Source organism: Citrobacter sp. C6_1, assembly GCF_014596835.2.
Taxonomy (GTDB): domain Bacteria; phylum Pseudomonadota; class Gammaproteobacteria; order Enterobacterales; family Enterobacteriaceae; genus Citrobacter; species Citrobacter pasteurii.
The window spans coordinates 1,744,753-1,770,188 of sequence record NZ_CP115031.1 but is presented as its reverse complement, the minus strand read 5'-3'; the positions used below and the strand labels follow the sequence as shown (position 1 = coordinate 1,770,188).

The window sequence follows — 25,436 nt, the reverse complement described above, 5'->3', positions numbered from 1 at the left end:
TCTTACTGCTTAGCTGTTACGGATGTACTCATCCATTTCAGTTTTCAGGTTATCGGACTTGGTACCGAAAATAGCCTGAACACCAGAACCCGCGACCACAACGCCCGCCGCACCCAGTTTCTTCAGGCCAGCCTGATCCACTTTGGCAACGTCAGCAACGCTGACGCGCAGACGTGTGATGCACGCATCGAGGTTAGTGATGTTTTCTTTACCGCCGAACGCGGCAACCAGGGCCGGTGCCATTTCGCCAGTCGCGCCCGCTTTGTTGTCTTCAGTCGCATCTTCACGACCCGGCGTTTTCAGGTCCAGCGCTTTGATCAACACACGGAAAATGGTGTAGTACACGATCGCATAACCGATACCGACAATCGGGAACAGCCACAGTTTGCTGCTGTTACCGGACAGAACGATAAAGTCGATCAGACCGTGGGAGAATGATGTACCGTCGCGCATACCCAGTAGAATACAGATTGGGAATGCCAGGCCAGCCAGAATCGCGTGGATGATGTACAGAATCGGTGCCACGAACATGAAGGAGAACTCGATCGGCTCGGTGATACCGGTCAGGAACGAGGTCAACGCCGCGGAGATCATGATACCGCCCACTTTCGCACGGTTTTCTGGTTTTGCAGAATGCCAGATAGCGATAGCGGCAGCCGGCAGACCGTACATTTTGAACAGGAAGCCACCGGACAGTTTGCCCGCAGTCGGGTCACCTGCCATATAGCGAGGGATGTCGCCGTGGAAAACCTGGCCTGCAGCGTTGGTGTATTCACCGATCTGCATCTGGAATGGAACGTTCCAGATATGGTGCAGACCAAACGGCACAAGGCAGCGTTCAATGAAGCCGTAGATACCGAACGCCACGACCGGGTTCTGGTATGCAGCCCACTGGGAGAACGTCTGAATAGCAGTACCGATCGGCGGCCAAATGAAGGACAGGACCACACCCGTGAAGATGGCAGCCAGACCAGAAATAATAGGAACGAAGCGCTTACCGGCAAAGAAGCCCAGATACTCAGGCAATTTGATACGGTAGAAGCGGTTGAACATATACGCTGCGATCGCACCGGAGATAATTCCCCCGAGAACACCCGTATCAGCAAGGTGTTTAGCGGCGATCTCTTCAGCAGGTAAATGCAGAACCAGCGGCGCAACAACAGCCATGGTCTTGACCATGATGCCGTAAGCAACAACGGATGCCAGAGCGGATACGCCGTCGTTGTTGGTGAAGCCTAACGCAACACCGATAGCGAAAATCAGCGGCATGTTCGCAAAAACAGAACCGCCTGCTTCTGCCATTACGTGCGATACAACGGCTGGCAGCCAGCTGAAGTTAGCGGAACCGACACCCAGCAGGATACCTGCGATCGGGAGTACGGATACCGGCAGCATCAGCGATTTACCGACCTTTTGCAGGTTAGCAAATGCATTCTTAAACATAATTAGGAGTGCTCCTGAGTATTTGTGCTTTTCTACGTTCTCACGCATTGGCGAGGGGGGAGAACCTCGCCGTGGACAGGGTATCTAAGTACCCTTTATTTATTACACAGAGTAAAATAATTCAGTTCGTTTTTGTTTGACGGCTATCACAATTCAGCTTTGGATGGCCGAAAAACTCGCACATTCCGATAAATTGAGTATCTGAATGTTTCCAACTGGTTATTCACCGCCCATTTAATGGCGGTGAACTTTACTCGCTTTATTTATTAATTACGAGCTTTAAAAAAACTCAGTTAGCGGACTGATTGCAGGCGAGAGGCGTCGATGTGAAACAGGCGGGCAAAGTTATCTGTGGTGATTTGCGCCAGTTCTTCAACGGCAACACCTTTCAATACGGCCATGTACTCTGCGACATCACGAACCATGGCTGGCTGATTCTCTTTTCCACGATGCGGTACGGGCGCAAGGTATGGGGAATCAGTCTCAACTAACAAACGATCCAGCGGAACATAACGCGCAGCATCACGAAGCTGTTCAGCATTACGGAACGTGACGATGCCAGAAAACGAGATATAAAATCCGAGATCCAGCAATTTACCCGCAGTTTCCCTGTCCTCTGTAAAACAGTGTAGTACGCCGCCACAATCCGTCACTTTTTCTTCGCGCAGAATCGACAGCGTATCAGTACGCGCATCGCGGGTATGTACGATAACAGGCTTGTGTAACTCACGGCCAATCTGAATGTGGTGGATGAATGATTCCTGCTGGCGCACCTTGGTTTCTGGCGTATAGAAATAGTCCAGTCCGGTCTCCCCCATCGCGACAACGCCTTCTTCAGCGGCATAACGGCGCAGGTCTTCAACGTCATAGGTTTCGTCCTGATTTAACGGATGCACCCCGCAGGAGAAAACCACATTGTCACGTTCACCAACCAGTTCACGCATACTGCGGTATCCCGGTAGCGTGGTGGCAACGGCAAGACAGAACTTCACATCGCGTGCGGCCGCTTTCGCCAGCACGTCATCCACGTCCTTATGCAGAGATTGATAATCCAGGCCATCAAGATGGCAGTGCGAGTCGACTAAAAACATAATGTCTCTCTCAAAGATGGGGAACAGGCAGCGTGGTGCCCGGTTGCAGATAATGCTCAGTACGGAGAATAAGATCGGTTAATACCAGTTCACGGTTTACGCCCGTCACGTTAAGCAATTGCTGACGACAGTGACAAACATCACCAAGTATCGCCTGTATCTGCGCGACGGATAACCGCTCAGCGATTGACGATATCAACGCCAGAGCATCAGGATTAGTTAAATGTGCCACACCATACGGGCGTTTGAGGGCATCTGTAAACAACGTTGCCAGCCAGTGTAAACGGGTCGCAGCTTGCTCATGATTGAGTGCCGCCAACAGGATATACCAGTCGTCGGACTGCAATGTGTTCGCCAGTGCCGCACAGAAGTCGGTCCGGTGCGCCCAGCTTTCGGCTTGTAGCAACGTTAATGCCGCACCGGGCGATCCGGCACTCAGCCGCAATGCGCTCAGTAGCGCCTCCTGAGATGCCGTCACTTCGCGGGCAAGCCAGGATATGGCATACGATTCTGCCGGAGGAGCAAGATGATGTAACCGACAGCGGCTACGTAGCGTCGCTAACAATCTTGCCGGCTCTGTGCTGGCGAGGAAAAACCAGGTCTGCGCGGGCGGTTCTTCCAGCGTTTTCAGCAAGGCATTGGCGGCGGCATCGGTTAACTGAGCGGCATCCGGGATCCACACCACTTTCGCACCGCCAAGGCGTGAATGCTCATACAGCTTCTCGCTGACTTCACGTACCGCATCAATACCCAGCGTGCTTTTGCCTTTTTCCGGCAGCAACGAATAGTAGTCCGGGTGTGTACCTGCCTGCATCAACTGACAGCCACGGCAGTGCCCGCAGCTTTTATGCCCTTCCGGCTGCTGGCACATTAAATAGCGGCTGAGCGCGTAAATCAACGCGTCGTCACCCATGCCGGGTAACGCCTGAATCAGTAACGCATGGTGACCACGACCCGCCTGGTAGCTGGCTACCAGTTTTTCAAAATCCGGTCGTAACCATGGATACCATTTCATGCGCCCTGCTCCTTCACCCACTCGGTGATGGTATTACGGATATCAGCCATTACAGCCTCCAGCGGCTGCGTAGCATCAATAGTACGAATGCTGGCGTCTTTAGCGGCGAGTTCGAGATAGCGTGCGCGGGTGCGATTAAAGAAATCAAAAGATTCCTGCTCGATACGATCCAGCTCGCCACGGGCACGGGCACGTTTTAAGCCGACTTCTGGAGTTACATCCAGATAGAGCGTCAGGTCCGGGCGAAAATCGCCGAGCACCGCATCGCGCAGGGTTGCCAGCATGTGTTGATCGATGCCACGGCCGCCGCCCTGATAGGCCTGGGTCGACAGATCGTGACGATCGCCAATAACCCAGCGGCCTTTTGCCAGCGCCGGCTTAATCACCGTATCAACCAGTTGGACGCGCGCGGCATAAAACATCAGGACTTCGGCTTTGTCGGTAATCACCTCGTCGCCGACCGATTTAATGTCCAGCACCAGACTTCTTAATTTCTCCGCAAGCTGCGTCCCACCGGGTTCGCGGGTAAATACCATGTCGCGAATCCCGAGTTGCTCAAGTGTCTCAACCACCACATTACGCGCAGTAGTTTTTCCGGCGCCTTCCAGGCCCTCGATGACGATATAGTTACTGCCCATTTTTTTCCTTAAGCACTTTCAGATAATCCTGCACGGAGCGGTTGTGGCTGACAAGATTAGTGTTAAACGTGTGGCCGCCTTTACCGTCAGCGACGAAATAGAGATACGGCGTTTTGGCCGGATGCGCTGCGGCCTGTAACGAAGCCTCGCCAGGCATGGCAATCGGACCCGGCGGCAAACCTGTGATGGTATAAGTGTTATAGGCAGTCGGCATTTCCAGATCCGCACGCGATAATTTGCCATTATACCGTGTCCCCATCCCGTAAATCACCGTTGGATCGGTTTGCAAACGCATGCCAATACGCAAGCGGTTAATGAAGACTGAAGCCACCTGGTCGCGCTCACTGGCAACCGCGGTTTCTTTTTCAATGATAGAGGCCATGGTGACCAACTGATTTTTATCCTGATAAGGCAAGCCGTCAGCACGCCCTTCCCAGACGGTGTCCACCGCTTTAACCATTTTCTGATGCGCACGTTTTAGCAACGCCACGTCGGTGGTATTCGCGGTATACATCCAGGTATCTGGCCAGAACCAGCCTTCCACCCATTGCGGGTTTTCCAGCTTCAGCGCCTGGGCGACGGTCTCATAGTTATCATCACTCAGCGTATGTTTGATATACGGCGCATCGCGCAGCTGTTTCAGGTAATCGCTCAGGCGCATCCCTTCAACCAGGCGTAACGGGAACTGCGCCTCTTTACCGCTTTCCAGCAGTTGTAGCATGTCCCGCACCGTCATGTCGGGCGTAAAACGGTAGGTTCCGGCTTTAAAATGCGACAGGTCGGGTTCCACACGCAGCAGCCACTGGAACACGCGCGGGCGATTGATAACCTTGTCCGTATACAACTGTTCCCCTAGCGCCAGACGGCCCGTCCCCGCTTTCAGCGTAAAAATCGTCTCTTCTTTGATCAATAACTTACTGTCCGCCAGATGGCGAACTTTCCACATTCCCACTCCCGCGGCAATGCCCAGCACAACCAGCAATAACAGGACAACGAGTAACAGTTTTTTCATGACTAATTCGGGTGCTCACAAAGTGGGGCTAAAAAATCGAATAACAAACGTGAAGACAGCAGCGTGTTACCACAAACACGCACGGGAATAACAGGCATTAACGCATTACAGACGACGATTTCATCGGCCCGCATAACCTCTTCCAATCCGGCATACTTTTCGACAATACTGAACGTCGATTGTGCCAGCATCCGGATACAGAATTGTCGCATAATGCCATTCACGCCGGCCTGATCCAGCCGCGGCGTATAAACCACGCTGTCTTTTCGCCAGAACAAATTAGCCGCACAGCATTCCGTAACCCATCCCTCGCTGTCAAGAACCAGCGCCTCATCGGCGTCCGTCTGCTCAAGATGAGAGCGAATCAACACCTGCTCAAGTCGATTCAGATGTTTAAGCCCGGCAAGCATCGGATTGCGCCCCAGGCGAACAGGACTTAACGTCAGCACGATACCTTGCTTTCGCCAGCTATCATAATGTGCAGGGTAAACAGAGACGGAGAGGATACGTGTCGGCTCATGACAGCTTGCCCCACTGTAACCACGACCGCCACTGCCACGACTGATAATCACTTTCAGTACGCCACGAGCATGCCCTGCAGCCAGTTTTTCCATTTCAGCTTGCAGTTCTGACCACTTATCGAAGGGGATAAACAATGTTTGGCATGCGTCCTGTAAACGCTGGAGATGCGCTGCAAAAAAGCAAATTTCGCCGTCGGTAATACGCGCAGTGGTAAAGCAGCCATCACCAAACTGCATCGCCCGATCGCTTGCAGCCAGCATATCCTGCTCACGGCCATTAATTAAGAACATAGTGGCTCCTTATTCGTGGTTCGCTAGTTTGGCAGGATGAGTCACCCAGGACAAGGACTGAAAACTGAATAAAAAAAGACCCGACAAGCGGGCCTTTTCTCTTAGAGCCTGGTAAGTCACCTGCTGGCGCTTAGATCTTTTTGAAGATCACAGAACCGTTGGTGCCACCGAAGCCGAAGGAGTTACACAGTGCGTATTCCATACCGCTAACCTGGCGCGCCTCGTGCGGAACGAAATCCAGGTCACAACCTTCATCCGGGTTGTCCAGGTTGATGGTTGGCGGAACAGCCTGATCGCGCAGCGCCAGAATAGAGAAAATAGACTCTACCGCACCCGCTGCACCCAACAGGTGACCGGTCATGGATTTGGTTGAACTGACCATCACACTACGTGCAGCATCCCCAAACACCGATTTCACGGCCTGGGTTTCTGCTTTATCACCTGCTGGTGTGGACGTACCATGCGCATTGACATAGCCAATACGACCAGGCTCAATCGCCGCATCACGCAGCGCATTGACCATCGCCAGTGCAGCACCTGCACCATTTTCCGGAGGTGATGTCATATGGTAAGCATCGCTGCTCATACCAAAACCAACCACTTCAGCATAGATTTTTGCGCCACGTGCTTTCGCATGCTCGTACTCTTCCAGTACCACCATACCTGCGCCGTCGCCCAGCACAAAACCGTCACGCTCTTTATCCCACGGACGACTTGCCGCTTGCGGGTTATCATTACGCGTAGACAGCGCACGTGCTGCGCCAAAACCACCCACACCCAGCGGTGTACTGGCTTTTTCTGCTCCACCCGCAACCATCGCATCCGCATCGCCGTATGCAATGATACGCGCAGCATGACCGATGTTGTGCACGCCTGAAGTACAGGCCGTGGCGATGGAGATGCTTGGCCCTTGCAGGCCGTACATGATGGTCAGATGACCCGCCACCATGTTAACAATCGTCGACGGAACGAAGAACGGGCTGATCTTACGCGGTCCACCATTTACCAGAGAGGTATGGTTTTCTTCGATAAGACCGAGACCGCCAATACCGGAGCCGATAGCGGCGCCAACACGGTGAGCGTTCTCTTCCGTAATTTCGAGGCCAGAATCCTGCATGGCCTGAACGCCAGCGACAATTCCATATTGAATGAAGGCATCCATCTTACGCTGTTCTTTGCGCGAGATAATGTCGTCACAGTTAAAATCCTTTACTAAGCCAGCAAATTTCGTTGCATAGGCGCTAGTATCGAAATGGTCGATCAGGCTGATGCCACTCTGACCGGCAAGGAGAGCTTTCCAGGTAGACTCTACGGTATTGCCGACAGGAGACAACATGCCCAGTCCGGTCACAACTACACGACGCTTAGACACGGTTGTCCTCCAGGGAGGGAAAAATAATTCAAGTGGGAAAAAAGATAAAACTCAGGCGGTCGAATGACCGCCTGGAGATGTTCACTTACGCCTGGTGGCCGTTGATGTAATCAATGGCAGCCTGAACGGTAGTGATTTTCTCAGCTTCTTCGTCCGGAATCTCAGTATCAAACTCTTCTTCCAGAGCCATTACCAGCTCAACGGTGTCAAGAGAATCTGCGCCCAGGTCTTCAACGAAGGAAGCATTGTTGGTTACTTCTTCCTGCTTAACGCCCAGCTGTTCGCCGATAATTTTCTTAACGCGTTCTTCGATAGTGCTCATACTCTTAAATTTCCTATCAAAACTCGCTTTCGCGATGGTTTTCGTAGTGTATAAAATGTTGAAAAATTTGCAACTAAATCCCGGCAGGTCTTACCACGATTTTGCGCTATTTTGAGGCCATTCACCCTAATAACGCAAATATTTTTCAATCGTGGTTAAACCATGTACATCCCGCCGTTGACGTGCAAAGTCTCACCTGTGATGTAACTTGCTTCGTCAGAAGCTAAAAATGCAACCGCACTGGCGATTTCCTGAGCGCCGCCAAGGCGACCCGCAGGAACCTGCGCCAGAATACCCGCACGCTGATCATCAGACAGCGCACGCGTCATGTCCGTTTCAATAAAGCCCGGAGCAACAACGTTTACAGTAATGCCACGAGACGCAACTTCGCGCGCCAGTGATTTACTGAAGCCGATCAGACCCGCTTTCGCCGCAGCGTAGTTAGCCTGACCCGCATTTCCCATGGTACCAACCACAGAACCGATAGTGATAATACGCCCATGACGCTTTTTCATCATAGCTCGCATTACCGCTTTTGACAGACGGAAAACAGATGACAGGTTGGTTTCGATGATATCGTTCCACTCGTCATCTTTCATGCGCATTAACAGGTTATCACGAGTAATCCCGGCATTATTGACCAGGATATCGACTTCACCAAATTCTGCACGAATATTTCCCAGAACTGATTCGATAGATGCAGGATCGGTCACATTCAACATCAGACCTTTGCCATTTGCACCTAAGTAATCGCTAATGGCCTGCGCGCCGCTTTCGCTGGTTGCAGTACCGATAACTTTCGCGCCACGGGCAACGAGAGTCTCAGCAATTGCGCGGCCAATGCCACGGCTTGCACCGGTAACCAGCGCGATTTTTCCTTCAAAACTCATGGTTTTCCTCTTTTATTGCTCTAGCGCCGCAGACATCGCCGCCGGCTCATTCAGTGCCGAAGCAGTCAGGGTGTCAACAATACGTTTCGTCAAACCGGTGAGGACTTTACCCGGACCGACTTCATACAGGTGCTCTACGCCCTGAGATGCCATAAATTCAACGGTCTTAGTCCACTGAACCGGGCTGTAAAGTTGACGAACCAGCGCATCGCGGATAGCATCGGCAGTGGTTTCGCACTTCACGTCAACGTTGTTCACAACGGAAACAGTCGGCGTGTTAAAGGTAATTTTCTGCAGTTCAACAGCCAGTTTCTCGGCTGCAGGCTTCATTAGCGCACAGTGAGATGGAACGCTAACCGGTAACGGCAGAGCACGCTTAGCGCCAGCAGCTTTACAGGCTGCACCTGCACGCTCTACAGCTTCTTTGTGCCCGGCAATAACCACCTGACCCGGTGAGTTAAAGTTTACCGGTGAAACCACCTGGCCTTCGGCAGACTCTTCACATGCTTTAGCGATAGCCGCATCATCCAGACCAATGATAGCAGACATGCCACCAGTGCCTTCCGGAACCGCTTCCTGCATAAATTTGCCACGCAGTTCAACAAGGCGCACGGCATCAGCAAAACTGATAACACCTGCACACACCAGCGCAGAGTATTCACCCAGACTGTGACCTGCCATCAGCGCAGGTGTTTTACCACCCTGCTGCTGCCATACGCGATACAGCGCGACAGATGCCGTCAACAGCGCTGGCTGCGTCTGCCAGGTTTTATTCAGTTCTTCTGCCGGACCTTGCTGAGTCAGAACCCACAGATCATAGCCCAGCGCCGCTGAGGCTTCAGCAAAAGTTTCTTCAACAATTGGGTAGCTTGCTGCCATATCAGACAACATTCCAACGGTTTGAGAACCCTGACCGGGGAACACAAATGCAAATTGCGTCATGTTAAAATCCTTATACTAGAAACGAACCAGCGCGGAGCCCCAGGTGAATCCACCTCCGAAGGCTTCAAGCAATACCAACTGCCCTGCTTTAATTCGCCCGTCCCGGACGGCTTCGTCCAACGCGCACGGTACGGAGGCAGCGGACGTATTGCCGTGTCTGTCCAGCGTGACGACGACATTATCCATCGACATACCCAGCTTTTTCGCTGTTGCGCTGATAATGCGCAGGTTTGCCTGATGTGGCACCAGCCAGTCCAGCGCAGAACGGTCGAGATTATTTGCTTCCAGCGTTTCATCAACGATATGAGCAAGTTCGGTAACCGCAACTTTAAATACTTCGTTACCCGCCATCGTCAGGTGAATCGGGTTTTCCGGATTCACGCGATCGGCATTAGGCAGCGTCAGCAGTTCGCCATAGCTACCGTCAGCGTGCAAATGGGTGGAGAGAATGCCTGGCTCTTCTGATGCGCTCAGTACAACCGCACCCGCGCCATCACCGAAAATAATGATCGTTCCGCGATCGGTTGGATCACAGGTGCGCGCCAGAACATCAGAGCCAACCACCAGAGCGTGTTTCACTGCGCCAGACTTAACGTACTGGTCGGCAACGCTCAGGGCATAGGTGAAACCGGCACAAGCGGCCGCGACGTCAAACGCCGGGCAGCCTTTGATCCCCAGCATACTTTGGATCTGGCATGCCGCGCTTGGAAATGCGTGAGTGGATGATGTGGTGGCAACCACAATCAGACCAATTTGTTCTTTGTCGATGCCCGCCATCTCAATTGCACGGTTTGCGGCAGCAAAGCCCATCGTCGCAACTGTTTCGTTTGGCGCTGCAATATGGCGTTCACGGATACCTGTGCGAGTGACGATCCACTCATCAGATGTCTCGACCATTTTTTCCAAATCGGCGTTAGTACGCACTTGTTCAGGCAGATAGCTGCCAGTACCAATAATCTTCGTATACATGTACGCTCAGTCACTTTTTGGTTATATACCGCCACGAGCAAATCACTGGTACGTTGACAGCACCCTCAGTCGCACTGTTACCTGTGCACTCGTGAGTTGATACTTTCGCCACCGTCCAGCAGTTCGAATCCAGCTGGGTATACAGATTCCAGGCGAGCGGCAATTCGCTGAGGAACTTGTCGCTGCACCGCCTGCACCGCCTGTTCAATCGCGACTTCAAATGCTCGCTGATTGGCAGCACCATGACTCTTAATCACCGTGCCGCGCAATCCTAACAGACAGGCGCCATTATACTGGTCGGGGTTGAGGTGACTAAATCGCCTTGTCAGGCTTTTTTGTAACCAACGTTTTAATAACAGCAGCCACCACGACCGTTTTTTGCCCTCACCCTGAGATTTCAGCAGTGAAAGGAACATTCTGACAACACCTTCCATCGTCTTTAATGTGACATTACCTGTAAAGCCGTCACAGACCAACACATCAGTTTTGCCAGTCAGCAACTCATTGGCTTCAAGATAGCCGATATAATTGATAGAAGGGATTGTTTTTAGCACAGCAGAAGCATCCCGAATACTGTCGAGACCCTTAGTTTCTTCTTCGCCGATATTGAGTAACGCAACGCGAGGCCTGGCAATGCCAACCACCTCTTCTGCCAGCACGGAACCCATGACGGCAAATTGCACCAACATCGTGCTATCACAATCCACGTTGGCGCCTAAATCCAGCACCACCGTTTTGCCCTTTTGCTGATGCGGTAAAACCGTGACCAGCGCAGGACGCTCAATACCCTCAAGGGGTTTGAGCAAGAGTTTCGCAAGCCCCATTAGTGCGCCCGTATTACCCGCGCTGACACAGGCTTGCGCTCGACCTTCTTTCACGAGCTCCAGGGCAACACGCATTGAGCTTCCACGACTGGCGCGAATAGCTTGCGAGGGCCGGGCATCACTGGCAATAACTGACTGAGCAGGGATAATCTGCAGACGTGAACGTTGTTCGAAGTCAGCTTTGGCAAGTAATGGCGTGATTGTATCGGGATCCCCGACTAAAAGAAGAGTGAGTTGCGAATTAGAATTCAGTGCCTGCAATGCTGCAGGCACTGTCACGGTAGGGCCAAAATCTCCCCCCATGACATCTAACGCCAGGGTTAGACGTGTCAAGGTATCGTCGCTGCCCGGTTAGGTATTTCCCCAGTTACCCGGGGAAAGCCTCACTAAGCTTCATCACGCTTGTACTCTCTGTGTTTCTCACCGAAGTGGGAAACCCATTGAGTCATGCGTGATTACTTAGCGATTACCTTACGGCCACGGTAGAAACCGTCGGCAGTGATGTGGTGACGCAGGTGTTGTTCACCAGAAGTTTTGTCTACAGACAGGCTGGTGACTGCGGTCAGAGCGTCATGAGAACGACGCATGCCACGTTTGGAACGGGTTGGTTTATTCTGTTGTACGGCCATGGACCTTACTCCTCAATTACTTACGCTTTAAGCTGGCTAATACGGCAAATGGGTTTGGTTTTTGCGCTTCATCAGGCAATTCACCAAAGACCATGTCCGCCTCGGACACTTCACAGTGTTCAGAATCATGCACCGGAACTACCGGCAAGGAGAGGATAATCTCATCTTCAACCATTGCAAGCAGATCGATTTCACCGAATTCGTTAACCTCAATCGGCTCATACGCTTCCGGGAGTGCTTCAGCCTGCTCGTCAGAACGGACAGGACTAAAACAATATGTTGTGTGAACATGAAGTGGGAACGGTTTCCCGCAACGCTGACACTCGAGCGTAACCGAAACCTTTGCATCACCGGTTATAACGGCAAGGCGCTGGTTATCGATAGCGAACGACATGGAGCATTCCACATCACTGTCCACACTGACTACAGAATCGGCGACGCGCTCAACCAGATCAGAAGTATAGATACCTTCATAATCGAGGCGTTTTTGAGCCGTACGAACCGGATCAAGAGTCAGGGGTAATTTTACCTTTTGCATAGGGCGCGCATATTAACTTTGTAACGTCATATAGTCAAAGAAAAAGGCAGCCTGTGGTTGCCTTTTGCCAATAATTCGCACACATTGCGGGTCATCGACTTAAAATCGATCACGACAAGCCATCGCAGCCAGCTTGAAGGACGAAGTTCATAGTTTAAAATGGCTCTCATCATTACGCTATATGCGGGAGAAAAAATATGCCTCAACTTATTCTTGCGTCTACCTCTCCCTGGCGTCGCGCTTTGCTCGAAAAATTGGCCATCCCGTTTGAATGCGCAGCCCCAGAGGTTGATGAAACCCCCTTACCCGGCGAAACACCCCGGCATTTAGTGTTACGCCTGGCACAGGAAAAAGCGCAATCCCTTGCCCATCGGTTTCCATCACATTTGATAATTGGGTCTGATCAAATTTGTGTTCTTGATGGTGAAATAACCGGCAAGCCGTTAACGGAAGAAAACGCCAGACAACAATTAACCAAAGCCAGTGGAAATATTGTCACTTTTTACACCGGACTGGCGCTTTATAATTCAGCTAACGGTCATCTACAAATCGAAGTTGAACCGTTCGATGTCCATTTCCGCCATTTAAGTGAAATGGAGATTGAAGATTACGTGCGTAAAGAACGCCCGTTACACTGCGCAGGTAGTTTTAAAAGTGAAGGATTAGGTATCGCACTCTTCGAGCGTCTGGAGGGCCGCGATCCTAACACACTGATTGGCTTGCCGCTGATCGCCTTGTGTCAGATGCTGCGCCGGGAAGAGATGAACCCGCTGAACGCCTGATTAAAGAACTGCTGTACAGGCGTAATCAAGTAGGCCTGATAAGCGCAGCGCCATCAGGCGGAAAGATGCCGGATGGCGACGTAAACGTCTTATCCGGCCTACGGGTTTAACGCGATAAAATCGCAACGCGCATCAGGCTTTGCTGCGTAATACCTCAAGGCAGCGTTTCAGCTGATTATCCATCGGCGCTTCAACCCGCATAACCTCACCCGTACCAGGATGAGTAAACTTCAACGCAGCAGCGTGCAGAAACAGACGGTTCAACCCCGTACCCGTCAGTTGCTTATCGAACTCACGGTCGCCATAGCGGTCATCAAAAGCAATCGGATGTCCGGCAAATTGCGTATGCACACGGATCTGGTGAGTACGACCGGTTACCGGGCTACAACGTACCAGCGTGGCAAACGCATAGCGCTCCTCCACTTTAAAACGGGTTTCCGACGGTTTTCCTTCCTGATTTACCCGCACGATACGTTCGCCGCTTTGCAGAATGTTCTTTAACAAAGGTGCCTGCACAGCTTTGACATGCGATTGCCACTGACCTCTTACCAGTGCCAGATAGTCTTTTTGCATCCCTTTTTCACGCAATTGTTCATGCAGTGAACGCAGCGCCGAGCGCTTTTTGGCGACCAGCAACACACCGGAGGTATCACGGTCCAGACGATGCACCAGTTCAAGGAAACGCGCTTCCGGACGTAAGGCACGTAAACCTTCGATCACGCCGAAGCTTAATCCGCTGCCACCATGGACGGCGGTGCCAGAAGGTTTGTTAAGCACCAGAATATGGTCATCTTCATACAAAATGACATCAGTCAGCGCAGCGACCTTCTGCAAATTCGGAGAAATCGCTTCTTCTTCACGCTCAGCGACACGCACTGGCGGAATACGCACAATATCCCCGTCTTCAAGTTTGTACTCGGGTTTGATGCGTTTTTTATTCACCCGCACTTCGCCTTTACGCAAAATGCGATAAATCATACTCTTCGGCACGCCTTTGAGCTGGGTGCGCAAAAAGTTGTCGATGCGTTGCCCTGCTTCATCGGCAGTAATGGCAACTATTTTTACGGCTGGAGTCTCTGTTTTCATGGGGGCCGATTTTAAATAGCCATCAAGATTCGCGCCACACATTTTTCTATGCTTATATTAACTGATATACCCGATTACTTAAGTTTGACATAACCGATTTGGTGGTTATTAAAGCAATCACCAGGCGGAAGTGTAAAAACTGTGAGTAACCGGGTGATAAATGGCAAAAGTCATCTTGCTATAACAAGGTTAGCAGTGGAATAATGGTCTTGTTTCCGTGTTGAATCTTGTTAAAACAAGAACTTTTCCGGAATGACCCAATTTTGCCCGACCGATCATCAACGCAGCAATGGCGTAAGACGTATTGATCTTTCAGGCAGTTAGCGGGCTGCGGGTTGCAGTCCTTACCGGTAAGTGCTCTATGGATTTCGCGTTGTAGGAAGGCGGCAAGTCTGGGAACCACCAGAAGCTTACTCCTGTAAGTGTCTGGGGTGAGAAGATGAAGCCAACGCACCAACAGCGTGTAAGACGACAAGCACAATGGAAGCTTCTCTGGAGAGTAATACCCAGACTGTTCCCCTGATAATTGCGCTGTGTTTCCGTATGAAATACAGGCAACCGACACTCTGCGCCTCTTTGAGCTGACGATAACCGTGAGGTTGGCGACGCGAATAGACACGAGGCCATCGGTTCACACCCGGAAAGGCATTTCTCTGCCCGCAGCTTAGTCGTCAATGTAAGAATAATGAGTAAGTTACGATGAAAAGAATGTTAATTAACGCGACTCAGCAGGAAGAGTTGCGTGTCGCCCTTGTAGATGGGCAGCGTCTGTACGATCTGGATATCGAAAGTCCTGGACACGAGCAGAAAAAAGCCAACATCTATAAAGGTAAAATTACCCGTATTGAACCGAGTCTGGAAGCTGCTTTTGTTGATTACGGAGCTGAACGTCACGGTTTCCTCCCGTTAAAAGAAATCGCCCGCGAATATTTCCCCGCAAACTACAGTTCCCACGGCCGCCCCAACATTAAAGATGTGTTGCGTGAAGGTCAGGAAGTTATCGTTCAGATAGATAAAGAAGAGCGCGGAAATAAAGGCGCAGCACTGACAACCTTTATCAGTCTGGCAGGCAGCTATCTGGTTTTGATGCCGAACAATCCGCGTGCGGGCGGCATCTCTCGTCGCATTGAAGGCGACGACCGTACCGAATTAAAAGAAGCGCTGGCAAGCCTCGAACTGCCTGATGGCATGGGGCTTATCGTGCGTACCGCAGGTGTCGGCAAATCGGCCGAAGCACTGCAGTGGGACCTGAGCTTCCGTCTGAAACACTGGGAAGCCATTCAAAAAGCGGCTGAAAGCCGCCCTGCCCCGTTCCTGATCCACCAGGAAAGCAACGTCATCGTTCGTGCTTTCCGTGACTATTTACGTCAGGATATTGGTGAAATCCTTATCGATAACCCGAAAGTGATGGAGATGGCGCGTCAGCACATCGCTGCGCTGGGTCGTCCGGATTTCAGCAGCAAAATCAAACTGTACACCGGTGAAATCCCGCTGTTCAGCCACTACCAGATTGAATCCCAGATTGAATCCGCCTTCCAACGTGAAGTGCGTCTGCCTTCCGGCGGCTCAATCGTTATCGACAGCACTGAAGCGCTGACAGCTATCGATATCAACTCCGCACGCGCAACTCGCGGCGGCGATATTGAAGAAACGGCGTTTAACACTAACCTTGAAGCTGCCGATGAAATTGCGCGTCAGCTGCGTTTACGTGACCTTGGTGGCCTGATCGTCATCGATTTTATCGATATGACCCCGGTTCGCCACCAGCGAGCGGTAGAAAACCGTCTGCGTGAAGCCGTTCGTCAGGACAGAGCGCGTATTCAGATCAGCCATATTTCTCGCTTCGGTCTGCTGGAAATGTCCCGCCAGCGTCTGAGCCCGTCACTGGGTGAATCCAGTCACCACGTCTGCCCGCGTTGCTCCGGCACCGGTACCGTGCGTGACAACGAATCGCTGTCGCTCTCCATTCTGCGCCTGATCGAAGAAGAAGCGCTGAAAGAGAATACCCAGGAAGTTCACGCGATCGTCCCGGTACCCATTGCGTCTTATCTGCTCAACGAAAAACGTACTGCGGTCAATGCCATTGAGACGCGTCAGAACGGTGTGCGCTGTGTGATCGTGCCAAACGATCAGATGGAAACGCCGCACTATTCCGTACTGCGTGTACGCAAAGGGGAAGAGACGCCAACTCTGAGCTATCTGCTGCCGAAACTGCACGAAGAAGCGATGGCGTTGCCGACGGAAGAAGAATACGTCGAGCGTAAGCAACCTGAACAACCGGCACTCGCCACTTTCGCGATGCCTGATGTTCCGCCGGCCCCTGCACTGCAGGAACCAGCAGTGAAAGCTGCCGCGCCTAAAGCTGCTGCTGCGACCGCACCTGTCGCTGCACAGCCGGGTTTGATTAGCCGTTTCTTCGGCGCGCTGAAGTCCATCTTTGGCAGCAGTGAAGAAGTGAAACCGGTTGAACAACCGGCCCCGAAAGCTGAAGAGAAAACGGAACGCCAGCAGGATCGTCGCAAACCGCGTCAGAACAATCGTCGCGATCGTAACGAGCGTCGTGATAATCGTGACAACCGTGGTGACCGTGACAACCGTAATGAGCGTTCAGAAAACGGCGAAAACCGTGAAGATAACCGCCGTAACCGTCGTCAGTCACAGCAGCAAAATGCGGAAGCACGCGATAACCGCCAGCAATCCACTGACGTCGCAGACAAAGCGAAATCTGGTGATGAGCAGCAGGCCCCGCGTCGCGAACGCAACCGTCGTCGCAACGATGACAAACGTCAGGCACAGCAGGAAGTTAAAGAACTGAACCTGGCTGAACAGCCTGCGCAGGATTCCGAGCAGGAAGAACGCGTGCGTCAGCCGCAAACTCGTCGTAAACAGCGTCAGTTGAATCAGAAAGTTCGATTCACCGACAGCGCGCCGGTTGAAGCCGAAGTGGCGACTGCAGCGATTGTTGCTGAAACCGCCGTTGCTCAATCGGTTGAACAGTCCGCCCCGGCTCAACGTACCGAACTGGCTAAAGTCGATTTACCCGTAGTCGTTGCACCAGAGCAAGAGGACAACAACGAAGCACGCGATAATAACGGTATGCCCCGTCGCTCGCGTCGTTCTCCTCGCCATCTGCGCGTAAGCGGGCAGCGTCGTCGTCGCTATCGGGACGAACGCTATCCGGTTCAGTCGCCGATGCCGTTAACGGTTGCCTGTGCTTCTCCGGAATTAGCGTCCGGCAAAGTCTGGATTAGCTACCCTGTTGCCCGCACTCAGGACATGCAGGTTGAAGAACAGCGCGAACAGAAACTGGATCAGGAACAAAACGCATCTGTGGCAGTAGAGCCTCAAGCCGCCGCCGCTGTCGTTGAGCACATTGCGGATATCCCTGTACAGGAAAACGTCGTGCAACCTGATGTTAGCGTAGCGGAAACGCAGGCCGTCGTTGTTGAAACCACGCATCCGGAAGTTATTGCTACTCCGGTCGAGCAGCAACTGCAAATTATCGCTGAGTCTGACGCACCGGTTGCCGAAGAGATCGCTGCGAAAGCCGAACCTGTGGCTGAAGAGATCGCTGCGAAAGCCGAACCTGTGGCTGAAGTTGTGGCTTCGCCGGTTATCGAAGAACCTACGGACGTCGTGGTCTCCCAGCCGGAAGCGGTTGAAGAGATTGTCGAGGTTGTGGAAACAGCGCCTGTTGTTGAAGAAGTCGCAGCGTCGCAACCAGTTGTTGCAGCACCTGTCGTCGAAACTGCAGTCGTTGAATCTGACGCTGTCGCAACCCGCGTTGACGCAGAACATCTTCACAGCCATGCGACCGCACCGATGACCCGCGCTCCGGCTCCGGAATATGTGCCTGAAGCGCCGCGTCATAGCGAGTGGCAGCGCCCGGCATTCGCCTTTGAAGGCAAAGGTGCTGCAGGCGGACACAGCGCCACACACCAGGCGACCGCGCCTGCAACGCGCCCGCAGCCCGTTGAGTAAATCATAATCAACATCACAGCCGACCTTCGGGTCGGCTTTTTTATATCTGTTCTACGCCTTTCATCCCCGTCAGCTGCGGCATGACATCCTTCATTAAGGCTAAAAATTTGCGTAATCGGGTCGGATAGTAGCGCGCCCAGGGGTAGACCAAATGTACAGGCAACGATGCCGCATGCCACTCGGGTAGCAGCGCAACCAGGCGTCCGCTGGCAATATCTTCCTCGACCATCCAGCTCGACACAATCGTCACACCTAGTCCTGCCAGGGCGGCATTTCTTGCAACATAAATACTGTCGGTGCTTAATCTGGGTGAAATATTCAGAGTGACCGGTTCATTACGCGATTGATTCAGTAACGAAACGCTGTGTTGGTAAAACGTGTTCACGGCAATCCACGGCAGCGCGGATAACTGCTCCGGATGCGAAGGCTCACCATACTGTTTCAGCAATGCGGGACTCACCACCATACTACGGGGAACTTCAGCCAGTAAAACCGAGACCGTAGCAGGATCAACCTCAGCCCCAACCCGGATAGCGCAGTCGATATTGTCGCTGAGAAAATCAACGGTCTTATCATTCAGCATCCACTCAACGGATAACTGTGGATAGCGGGAAAGGAACTGCAGAAGCGGTTCAAGGAGTTGTTGTTGGCCGAACGCATGTGGTGCCCGAACCCGCAACGTCCCCACCGGCTCATCCTCCGTGATGTTCAGTCCGTCCTCCAGCGCCAGCCAGGCATCAATGATGTGTTTGGCATGCTGATACCCTCGCTCACCATCATCAGTCAGCTTCATTGCATGGGTGGTACGCATAATCAGCTTAACGCCCAACAGCGTCTCAAGGGATTGTAACCGCCGACTGACGGTTGCCTGGGTGGTGCCCATTTGCTTTGCCGCCGCTGAAAGCGAACCGGCCTCGACGATGCGCACAAACGTGCGCATCAATTCCACCCTATCTATACGTTCAGTTTTTATCATTTAGTCATTATTCATACGTGTAACGTATAACTGTTTTACCACTGCGCTCGCTACCGTGCTACCTGTTGAAGGATAAAAATAGCCGCACATCCCGTGATTGAGGAATCATTTGTGAACACACACACCGCACTTTCCCGTTGGGTTATTTTTGTTCTGGCACTGGGCGCTGGGTTCAGCGTTGCCGCAATCTATTATGCCCAGCCTCTTTTACCTTTGATGGGTCAGGACCTGGCCTTAGGCGTCACTGGCATGGGGCTGGTGCCAACGCTCACCCAGGCAGGATACGCGCTGGGCATTTTATTTTTGTTGCCGCTGGGCGACCGTTATGACCGCCGGACATTGATCCTGCTAAAAAGCGTTTCTCTTGCCGCGCTGCTGTTGGCCTGCAGCTTTACCGGTCAGTTGCATTCGCTACTGCTGGTTAGCTTATTGATGGGGATGACAGCGACCATGGCTCAGGATATCGTGCCGGCCGCAGCCATCCTTGCGCCTGAAGGCAAGCAGGGAAAGACAGTGGGTACCGTCATGACCGGTCTTCTGCTGGGGATCTTACTCTCGCGGACCATCAGCGGGCTGGTAGGTGAAGCCTATGGCTGGCGGGAAATGTATCAACTTGCCGCTGTCAGTATTGCCGTGATTGCCGTACTGATGTGGAAAATGCTGCCCCGCTTTACGGTCCATTCCACGCTGAGTTATCCGGCATTAATGTTCTCCATGGCGCAACTGTGGCAGCGTTATCCTGCACTACGCCGGGCGGCGTTGGCACAGGGCTTCCTGTCCATTGCCTTTAGCGCCTTCTGGTCAACACTGGCGGTTATGCTCTCTGAGCATTACCACATGGGCAGTGCGATAGCGGGAGCATTTGGTATTGCAGGGGCAGCCGGGGCGCTGGCAGCCCCTATGGCAGGTCATCTGGCAGATAAAGTAGGTGCCGGACGGGTAACACAGTTGGGCGCGCTGTTAGTCACGCTTTCATTTGCACTGATGTTCTTGCTTCCGGCCCTGCCAGTACAGGGGCAGTGGCTGCTGATTGCCCTGTCAGCAATAGGCTTTGATCTCGGACTGCAATCCAGCCTGGTCGCCCACCAGAACCTGGTTTATAGCCTGGAGCCTCAGGCAAGAGGTCGTCTGAATGCGTTGCTATTTACCATGGTGTTTATCGGCATGGCGCTGGGTTCTGTACTCGGAAGTCAGGTCTATGCGCTGGCAAACTGGGAAGGCGTGGTGACACTGGCCACTTTCAGCGGCGTTGTTGCGCTGGTAATTAGACTGACCGGTAAATTACCTGTTAGCCAGACAACTGCAGCCTAAAAAAATGCCCGCTCCGGGGTGTATGTGGAGCGGGCAGACAAACATATCCAGTTTCATGATATGTTTCAAAAAGGATTGTTACCTGTTGAGCTGGAATAGTGACATTCCCTGCATATCGGTAAACGTTTTATACGATGCCTGTAGCGCAGCCTGCTGCATAACATACGAAGAAATCGCCGCATTCCAGTCAACATCAACCAGATTGCTCATCTGTTGCGTTTGACCCAACGCGCGATCGGCCCCCAACGAGTCCAGAGCGCTAAGTTCACTGAGTTGCGTACCGAGTTCAGCACGAACAGACAGCACATTATTCAGTGAGTTCTTCAGACCACGGTTGGATTTATCGATGGCGGCTTTGGCTGCCTCTTTAGCCGCATCATCGCCTTCAATCGGCTTATTCAGGGCTGCAATAGCGGTATCCAACATGACGAATAAGTTCGTTTCTGACTTGCTTCCATCTGGCTCTGGAACCGCGTTGCTGGTCACCGAGTCAAAAATCTTATCCCCGGTATGACCAATCACCATTGACCGAGCGGCATCGACCTGTTGGGTGATATTTTGAGTTCCACCACTATAGGTACCATCAGTTTGGGCAAATGGCGGGGCTTCCGTTTTGTAGCCGCCAAAGATATAACGACCATTACCGTCGGTACTGTTCGCCAGATTCATTAACTGATCGCGGATCCCTTGCAAATCAGTTGCCAACGATGCCCGGTTATCATCACTCAATGTACCGTTGCCAGCATTGACAATTTTTTCCTGTGCCGCGGTAATAGCGGTCGTCGCCCGGCTTAACACGTTCTCTTCCAGTGACACTTTTTGCGTCGCGAAAGTGCGCGCCAGCGTATATTGGCTGTTCTGCGCCTGGGCCTGTGAAAGTACCACGGCCTGTGATGCGGCAATCGGATCGTCAGACGGGTTGTTCACGCGTTTCCCCGTTGACATCTGCTCGCCAAATTTCAACCATTCAGCCTGAGAGTTGGTGATGCCGCGCATATTCTGCTGGTACATCATCTGAGTACTGATACGCATTGAATTCCTCTCCCTTAGCGAATATTCAGCAGTGCATCAAAGAGTGAATTCGCCGTTTGCAGTACCTGAGCGTTGGCCAGGTAATACTGCTGATAACGCTGCAAATTCCCGTACTCTTCGTCGAGGTTAACCCCGGAAATAGACTGTTGCTGATTTGAAAGCTGCGTGACCACGTTGTTTTGCGTGGTACTACTGGTTTTTAAGGTCGCCGTTTTGTTGCCGACATCGCTCACCAGCGTAGCGTAAGCATCGTTAAAGGTTTTATTCCCGATAGTTGCCTTGGTCTGCAGATCCAGCAATTTCTGACCGTTACGGTTATCGCTTTTTCCTTTATCAACATTGGGGTCAGTGTCATTTTTGGACACTTCAGCCATGGCGATTTTCGACTCGTCGGTCACCGCCACTTTCATATTAATAATGGCGTCACCCACGGGTTTCACCGTAAAGCTATCATTCGCCAGCGCACCATTTTTGACGGTGATTTCCAGCCCATCAAACGACATTTTTCCGTCAGTGACCGTCGGCTTAAAGCTGGTATTGTCAGCCAGACGGGTCACCTGCCAGTCAACGCCATCAAACGTAATTTTATAGTCTGTGGCCTGCACCGACGAGCTGTCGGTCATTTTAACGTCCAGCGCACCGGTCCCTTTATTTTTCGTATTGCTAAGGACTGCCGGGCCACCAATATCGAAAAAGTTTTTGCCCGGGTCGCCGTTGGCATCAAAACCTTTTTTGTGCTGCGTGTTAAACGCATCAGCAAAAGCGAGGGCCAACTGACCAAGGGTATTACGCGTCTGGTCGAGTTCCTGCGAACGGAACGTCAACAGCCCGCCCAGCGAACCGGTCGTGATCAGCTTTTCCGGGATGGCAACTTCTCCGGCCACGCCGTCAACATAAGCGACAGTCGTGCGAGAGGGATCATCGCTGGAAGGTACAGCGGCCAGTTGGCGAGCATTGCTGCCTTGCACCAGCGAATAGCCATTCGCCATAGTCACGTTATAGGTGCCGCCGTCCTGAATGCTGACTTCCACGCCGACAATCTTGTTCAGCTCACTCACCAGTTGATCGCGCTGATCGAGCAGATCGTTCGGTGATGCACCCGCGCCAACGCCGGTCAAACGGGAGATTTGGTCGTTAAGGCTGGCAATTTGCTTCGAATAGTTGTTGATTTGATCGACGCTGGCCTTAATCGCAATATTGACCTGCTTATCCTGATCGCGTAGATATTGGTCCGTCGTTCTGAACTGATTGACTAAGCCATCAGCTTTACCGATAAGTGCCTGACGCGCCGCCGGATCTTCTGCGTTACTCACCAACGTCTGCAGGCTGGTAAAAAAGCCCTGCATCGACGTTGAGATCGAACTGGTTTTGCTGGCGAGCAGGTTGTCGATTTTTGACATTTGCTCGTAACGTGTCGTCAGGCCGCTGCTCTGGTTCTGCGCCGCACGTAACTGATTAGTGATAAATGAGTCATACTCACGCTGTACGCCAGAAACATAGACACCATTGCCGACCCAGCCCCCCGCACCCAGCGTGCTGTTCGCTTGCGCCATAATTGTCGTTTGTCGGGTATAGCCGGCAACGTTATAGCTGGAGATGTTATTACTGGCAGTGTTCAACGCGGCCTGCGCTGCGCTGAGTCCACTCATCGCGTTATTAATCAAGCTGGACATGGAGGTTCCTTGTAATCCTTCAATACTCGGTATTATCGGCAGCAGGTCAGCAGACTTGAGCTATTTAAAAGAGATTATCGAGATTCGTGCTGTAGGTTTTACTCACCTTTTCGCTCATCGATTTTAGCTGCTGGATCATGCTGGTTAATTTGCGCGCATAGTTAGGGTCAGTGGCGTAACCAGCATTCTGCAATGCCTGGGCACCCTGCTCAGCGGTCGCGGCACCGGTCACCGCGGCGTAACGCGGATTGCGGGATATCAGACCGACATAATCCGACAGTGCTTCAAGATAGGAGCTATAAACACGGAATTTCGCTTTCACTTTTTTCGCCTCACCGTTTTCGTATTCGGTGGTGGTGATTTCAGTGGTCGGCCCTTTCCAGCTTCCCGAGGCTTTCACACCAAAAATGTTAAAGCTCGGCTCGCCATTCTCCCGTCGAATTTGTCGTTGCCCCCACCCGGACTCCAGCGCAGCCTGCGCCAGAATCAGATGATGAGGAACCCCACTCTGCTGACTGGCCAGTTTTGCCGGCAGCGAAAGTTGAGCCAGGAAGTCTTTGCTGTCACCCGACAGTGGCTCATCATTGCTTTCTGTGGTTCTGGGCATCGCTTTACGCACCAGTTGCGTCAGCGTCTGATTTTGATAGCTGGTCACCGTTTCCAGCGAGAATTTCATCGGTACCTGCGGCGCATCATCCGCAGGTTGCCCCTGTCCTTGCGTCATCTGCTTGACCATCATTTCTGCCAGCCCCAGACCTTTTCCTGCGGTCATCTGCTGGGCGATCTGTTGGTCATACATGCTGGTGTATAAACGCGTGGAGTCGCTGCTAAACACACCGTCTTTTGGCAACGCCTCGCGCATACTTTTCAGCATCATCTGCACGAACATCCCTTCAACCTGGCGGGCGACCGGGCGGATATTTGCCGCCGGATCCTGACCCGCTTTCGCTTTCAGTTCGTTCAGTGATTGTGCATCCCAGGCTGCGCTGGTCAGCAGTTTGCTATCACCAATCATCAGATGATTTCCAGTTTGGCGCGCAGACAACCCGCACTTTGCATGGATTGCAGGATAGACATCAGGTCCATCGGTGTTGCCCCCAGCGCATTCAATGCACGTACGACGTTGTTCAGGTTGGCGCTGGAACGCACGCTCTGCAACGAACCACCGCTCTGGCGCAGATCGATCTGCGTTTGTGGCGTCACTACAGTTTGCCCACCGCCAAACGGTGTATCCGGCTGGCTAACATTCGCCTGGCGGTTAACCGTAATCGACAGGTTGCCTTGCGCCACGGCACAGCTGTCCAGCGTTACCTCGCGGTTCATGACCACCGATCCCGTACGCGAGTTAATAATTACCTTCGCGTCCTGCGGCGTGACGTTCACCTCCATATTCTGAATGTCGGCGAGGAAGCGCACCTGCGAACTGTTGCCGCTTGGCACCCGCACCTGGATCGTCCGGGCATCCAGCGCCGTTGCGCTGCCAAAACCGCGCGAGCGGTTAATGGTGTCGGTAATTTGCTGCGCCATGGTGAAATCTTCATTATTCAGCTGCAAATTAATGGTGTTACCACCGCCGAACTGGCTGGGTAATTCGCGTTCGATGGTCGCGCCGTTGGTAATACGTCCGCCATTGAGCTGGTTTACCTGCACGCTGCTGCCACCCGCAGCCGCGCCTGCACCGCCAACCAGAATATTCCCCTGCGCCAACGCATATACCTGGCTATCGACCCCTTTCAGCGGAGTCATCAGCAGCGTACCGCCGCGCAGGCTTTTAGCGTTCCCCATGGAAGAGACCACCACGTCAATGGTTTGCCCCTGACGACCAAAGGCCGGGAACTGCGCGGTGACCATTACCGCTGCCACGTTTTTCAGCTGCATATTGGTGCCGGTGGGCACGGTGATCCCCAACTGCGACAGCATGTTGTTGAGCGTTTGTGTCGTAAATGGCGTCTGGGTAGTCTGGTCACCCGTACCATCCAGCCCGACCACCAGCCCATAACCAATCAGCGAGTTTTCCCGCACGCCCTGCACGCTGGTCAGGTCTCGAATACGGTCGGCATGCGCGAAGGCGGTTACCAACACCAGTACCATTCCAACA

The 25,436-nt window shown here is 52.6% G+C and carries 23 protein-coding genes; 3 read left to right on the top strand and 20 right to left on the bottom strand.

Translation table 11 applies throughout. The features are described 5' to 3' along the window. Positions 1 to 9: 9 nt before the first annotated feature. The 14 genes from ptsG to yceD all read right to left on the bottom strand — a co-directional run bounded on the left by ptsG (position 10) and on the right by yceD (position 12,497). Positions 10 to 1,443: a PTS glucose transporter subunit IIBC gene (ptsG, locus tag IB196_RS08515; RefSeq protein ID WP_005128998.1), complete on the bottom strand. Its 1,434-nt coding sequence runs from the start codon at positions 1,441 to 1,443 to the stop codon at positions 10 to 12. Between the two features lie 293 nt (positions 1,444 to 1,736). After that, the gene (locus tag IB196_RS08510; RefSeq protein WP_005129005.1) at positions 1,737 to 2,534 is read right to left on the bottom strand and encodes a metal-dependent hydrolase; all 798 of its coding nucleotides are present in this window, start codon (positions 2,532 to 2,534) and stop codon (positions 1,737 to 1,739) included. A gap of 10 nt (positions 2,535 to 2,544) precedes the next feature. Next, on the bottom strand, positions 2,545 to 3,549 hold the full coding sequence (holB, locus tag IB196_RS08505; RefSeq protein WP_005129007.1) for a DNA polymerase III subunit delta': 1,005 nt from the start codon (positions 3,547 to 3,549) through the stop codon (positions 2,545 to 2,547). Continuing rightward, the gene (gene tmk / locus IB196_RS08500; protein ID WP_188232089.1) at positions 3,546 to 4,187 is read right to left on the bottom strand and encodes a dTMP kinase; all 642 of its coding nucleotides are present in this window, start codon (positions 4,185 to 4,187) and stop codon (positions 3,546 to 3,548) included. The genes holB and tmk overlap by 4 nt, the downstream gene beginning before the upstream one ends. Continuing rightward, complete coding sequence (gene yceG / locus IB196_RS08495; RefSeq protein WP_040230692.1) at positions 4,177 to 5,199, bottom strand: cell division protein YceG; 1,023 nt, start codon at positions 5,197 to 5,199, stop codon at positions 4,177 to 4,179. Before yceG ends, tmk begins: the two co-directional genes overlap by 11 nt. A gap of 2 nt (positions 5,200 to 5,201) precedes the next feature. Next, positions 5,202 to 6,011, bottom strand: coding sequence for an aminodeoxychorismate lyase (pabC, locus tag IB196_RS08490; protein WP_155021304.1), 810 nt, complete (start codon positions 6,009 to 6,011; stop codon positions 5,202 to 5,204). Positions 6,012 to 6,141: 130 nt separating this feature from the next. Further along, positions 6,142 to 7,383 carry a beta-ketoacyl-ACP synthase II gene (fabF, locus tag IB196_RS08485; protein ID WP_005129014.1) on the bottom strand — a complete coding sequence of 414 codons (1,242 nt, stop codon included), beginning with the start codon at positions 7,381 to 7,383 and terminating at the stop codon, positions 6,142 to 6,144. An 85-nt stretch (positions 7,384 to 7,468) separates the two neighbouring features. Next, complete coding sequence (acpP, locus tag IB196_RS08480) at positions 7,469 to 7,705, bottom strand: acyl carrier protein (protein ID WP_000103754.1); 237 nt, start codon at positions 7,703 to 7,705, stop codon at positions 7,469 to 7,471. 155 nt (positions 7,706 to 7,860) lie between these two features. Next, positions 7,861 to 8,595, bottom strand: a complete 735-nt coding sequence (fabG, locus tag IB196_RS08475; protein ID WP_005129017.1) for a 3-oxoacyl-ACP reductase FabG — start codon at positions 8,593 to 8,595, stop codon at positions 7,861 to 7,863. A 12-nt stretch (positions 8,596 to 8,607) separates the two neighbouring features. Further along, the gene (gene fabD, locus IB196_RS08470) at positions 8,608 to 9,537 is read right to left on the bottom strand and encodes an ACP S-malonyltransferase (protein WP_149691507.1); all 930 of its coding nucleotides are present in this window, start codon (positions 9,535 to 9,537) and stop codon (positions 8,608 to 8,610) included. A 15-nt stretch (positions 9,538 to 9,552) separates the two neighbouring features. Next, positions 9,553 to 10,506, bottom strand: coding sequence for a beta-ketoacyl-ACP synthase III (fabH, locus tag IB196_RS08465; protein ID WP_188232088.1), 954 nt, complete (start codon positions 10,504 to 10,506; stop codon positions 9,553 to 9,555). 77 nt (positions 10,507 to 10,583) lie between these two features. Then, positions 10,584 to 11,663 carry a phosphate acyltransferase PlsX gene (gene plsX, locus IB196_RS08460; RefSeq protein ID WP_071887359.1) on the bottom strand — a complete coding sequence of 360 codons (1,080 nt, stop codon included), beginning with the start codon at positions 11,661 to 11,663 and terminating at the stop codon, positions 10,584 to 10,586. Between the two features lie 122 nt (positions 11,664 to 11,785). After that, a complete protein-coding gene (gene rpmF / locus IB196_RS08455; RefSeq protein WP_003036242.1) occupies positions 11,786 to 11,959 on the bottom strand; it encodes a 50S ribosomal protein L32 in 174 nt (57 codons plus the stop codon). 16 nt (positions 11,960 to 11,975) lie between these two features. After that, complete coding sequence (gene yceD, locus IB196_RS08450) at positions 11,976 to 12,497, bottom strand: 23S rRNA accumulation protein YceD (protein ID WP_003036239.1); 522 nt, start codon at positions 12,495 to 12,497, stop codon at positions 11,976 to 11,978. Positions 12,498 to 12,694: 197 nt separating this feature from the next. On the opposite strand from yceD, the gene IB196_RS08445 reads away from it, so the two are divergent. After that, complete coding sequence (locus IB196_RS08445; protein ID WP_188232087.1) at positions 12,695 to 13,279, top strand: nucleoside triphosphate pyrophosphatase; 585 nt, start codon at positions 12,695 to 12,697, stop codon at positions 13,277 to 13,279. A 132-nt stretch (positions 13,280 to 13,411) separates the two neighbouring features. On the opposite strand, the gene rluC is transcribed toward IB196_RS08445, so the two are convergent. Continuing rightward, positions 13,412 to 14,365 carry a 23S rRNA pseudouridine(955/2504/2580) synthase RluC gene (gene rluC, locus IB196_RS08440; protein ID WP_005129028.1) on the bottom strand — a complete coding sequence of 318 codons (954 nt, stop codon included), beginning with the start codon at positions 14,363 to 14,365 and terminating at the stop codon, positions 13,412 to 13,414. Positions 14,366 to 15,064: 699 nt separating this feature from the next. On the opposite strand from rluC, the gene rne reads away from it, so the two are divergent. After that, complete coding sequence (gene rne, locus IB196_RS08435) at positions 15,065 to 18,346, top strand: ribonuclease E (RefSeq protein WP_188232086.1); 3,282 nt, start codon at positions 15,065 to 15,067, stop codon at positions 18,344 to 18,346. 40 nt (positions 18,347 to 18,386) lie between these two features. Here the strand turns inward: rne and IB196_RS08430 are convergent, their stop codons facing one another. After that, positions 18,387 to 19,322, bottom strand: a complete 936-nt coding sequence (locus tag IB196_RS08430) for a LysR family transcriptional regulator (protein ID WP_040230679.1) — start codon at positions 19,320 to 19,322, stop codon at positions 18,387 to 18,389. 111 nt (positions 19,323 to 19,433) lie between these two features. Between IB196_RS08430 and IB196_RS08425 the strand changes: the two genes are divergently transcribed. Continuing rightward, positions 19,434 to 20,633 carry an MFS transporter gene (locus IB196_RS08425; protein ID WP_188232085.1) on the top strand — a complete coding sequence of 400 codons (1,200 nt, stop codon included), beginning with the start codon at positions 19,434 to 19,436 and terminating at the stop codon, positions 20,631 to 20,633. 78 nt (positions 20,634 to 20,711) lie between these two features. Here the strand turns inward: IB196_RS08425 and flgL are convergent, their stop codons facing one another. The 4 genes from flgL to IB196_RS08405 form a co-directional block, all read right to left on the bottom strand. Next, a complete protein-coding gene (gene flgL, locus IB196_RS08420; RefSeq protein ID WP_005129037.1) occupies positions 20,712 to 21,665 on the bottom strand; it encodes a flagellar hook-associated protein FlgL in 954 nt (317 codons plus the stop codon). A gap of 14 nt (positions 21,666 to 21,679) precedes the next feature. After that, positions 21,680 to 23,338, bottom strand: coding sequence for a flagellar hook-associated protein FlgK (gene flgK, locus IB196_RS08415; protein WP_155021310.1), 1,659 nt, complete (start codon positions 23,336 to 23,338; stop codon positions 21,680 to 21,682). A 64-nt stretch (positions 23,339 to 23,402) separates the two neighbouring features. Continuing rightward, on the bottom strand, positions 23,403 to 24,353 hold the full coding sequence (gene flgJ, locus IB196_RS08410) for a flagellar assembly peptidoglycan hydrolase FlgJ (RefSeq protein WP_121584801.1): 951 nt from the start codon (positions 24,351 to 24,353) through the stop codon (positions 23,403 to 23,405). Beyond that, the gene (locus tag IB196_RS08405) at positions 24,353 to 25,429 is read right to left on the bottom strand and encodes a flagellar basal body P-ring protein FlgI (protein ID WP_005129044.1); all 1,077 of its coding nucleotides are present in this window, start codon (positions 25,427 to 25,429) and stop codon (positions 24,353 to 24,355) included. The genes flgJ and IB196_RS08405 overlap by 1 nt, the downstream gene beginning before the upstream one ends. Positions 25,430 to 25,436 lie beyond the last annotated feature (7 nt).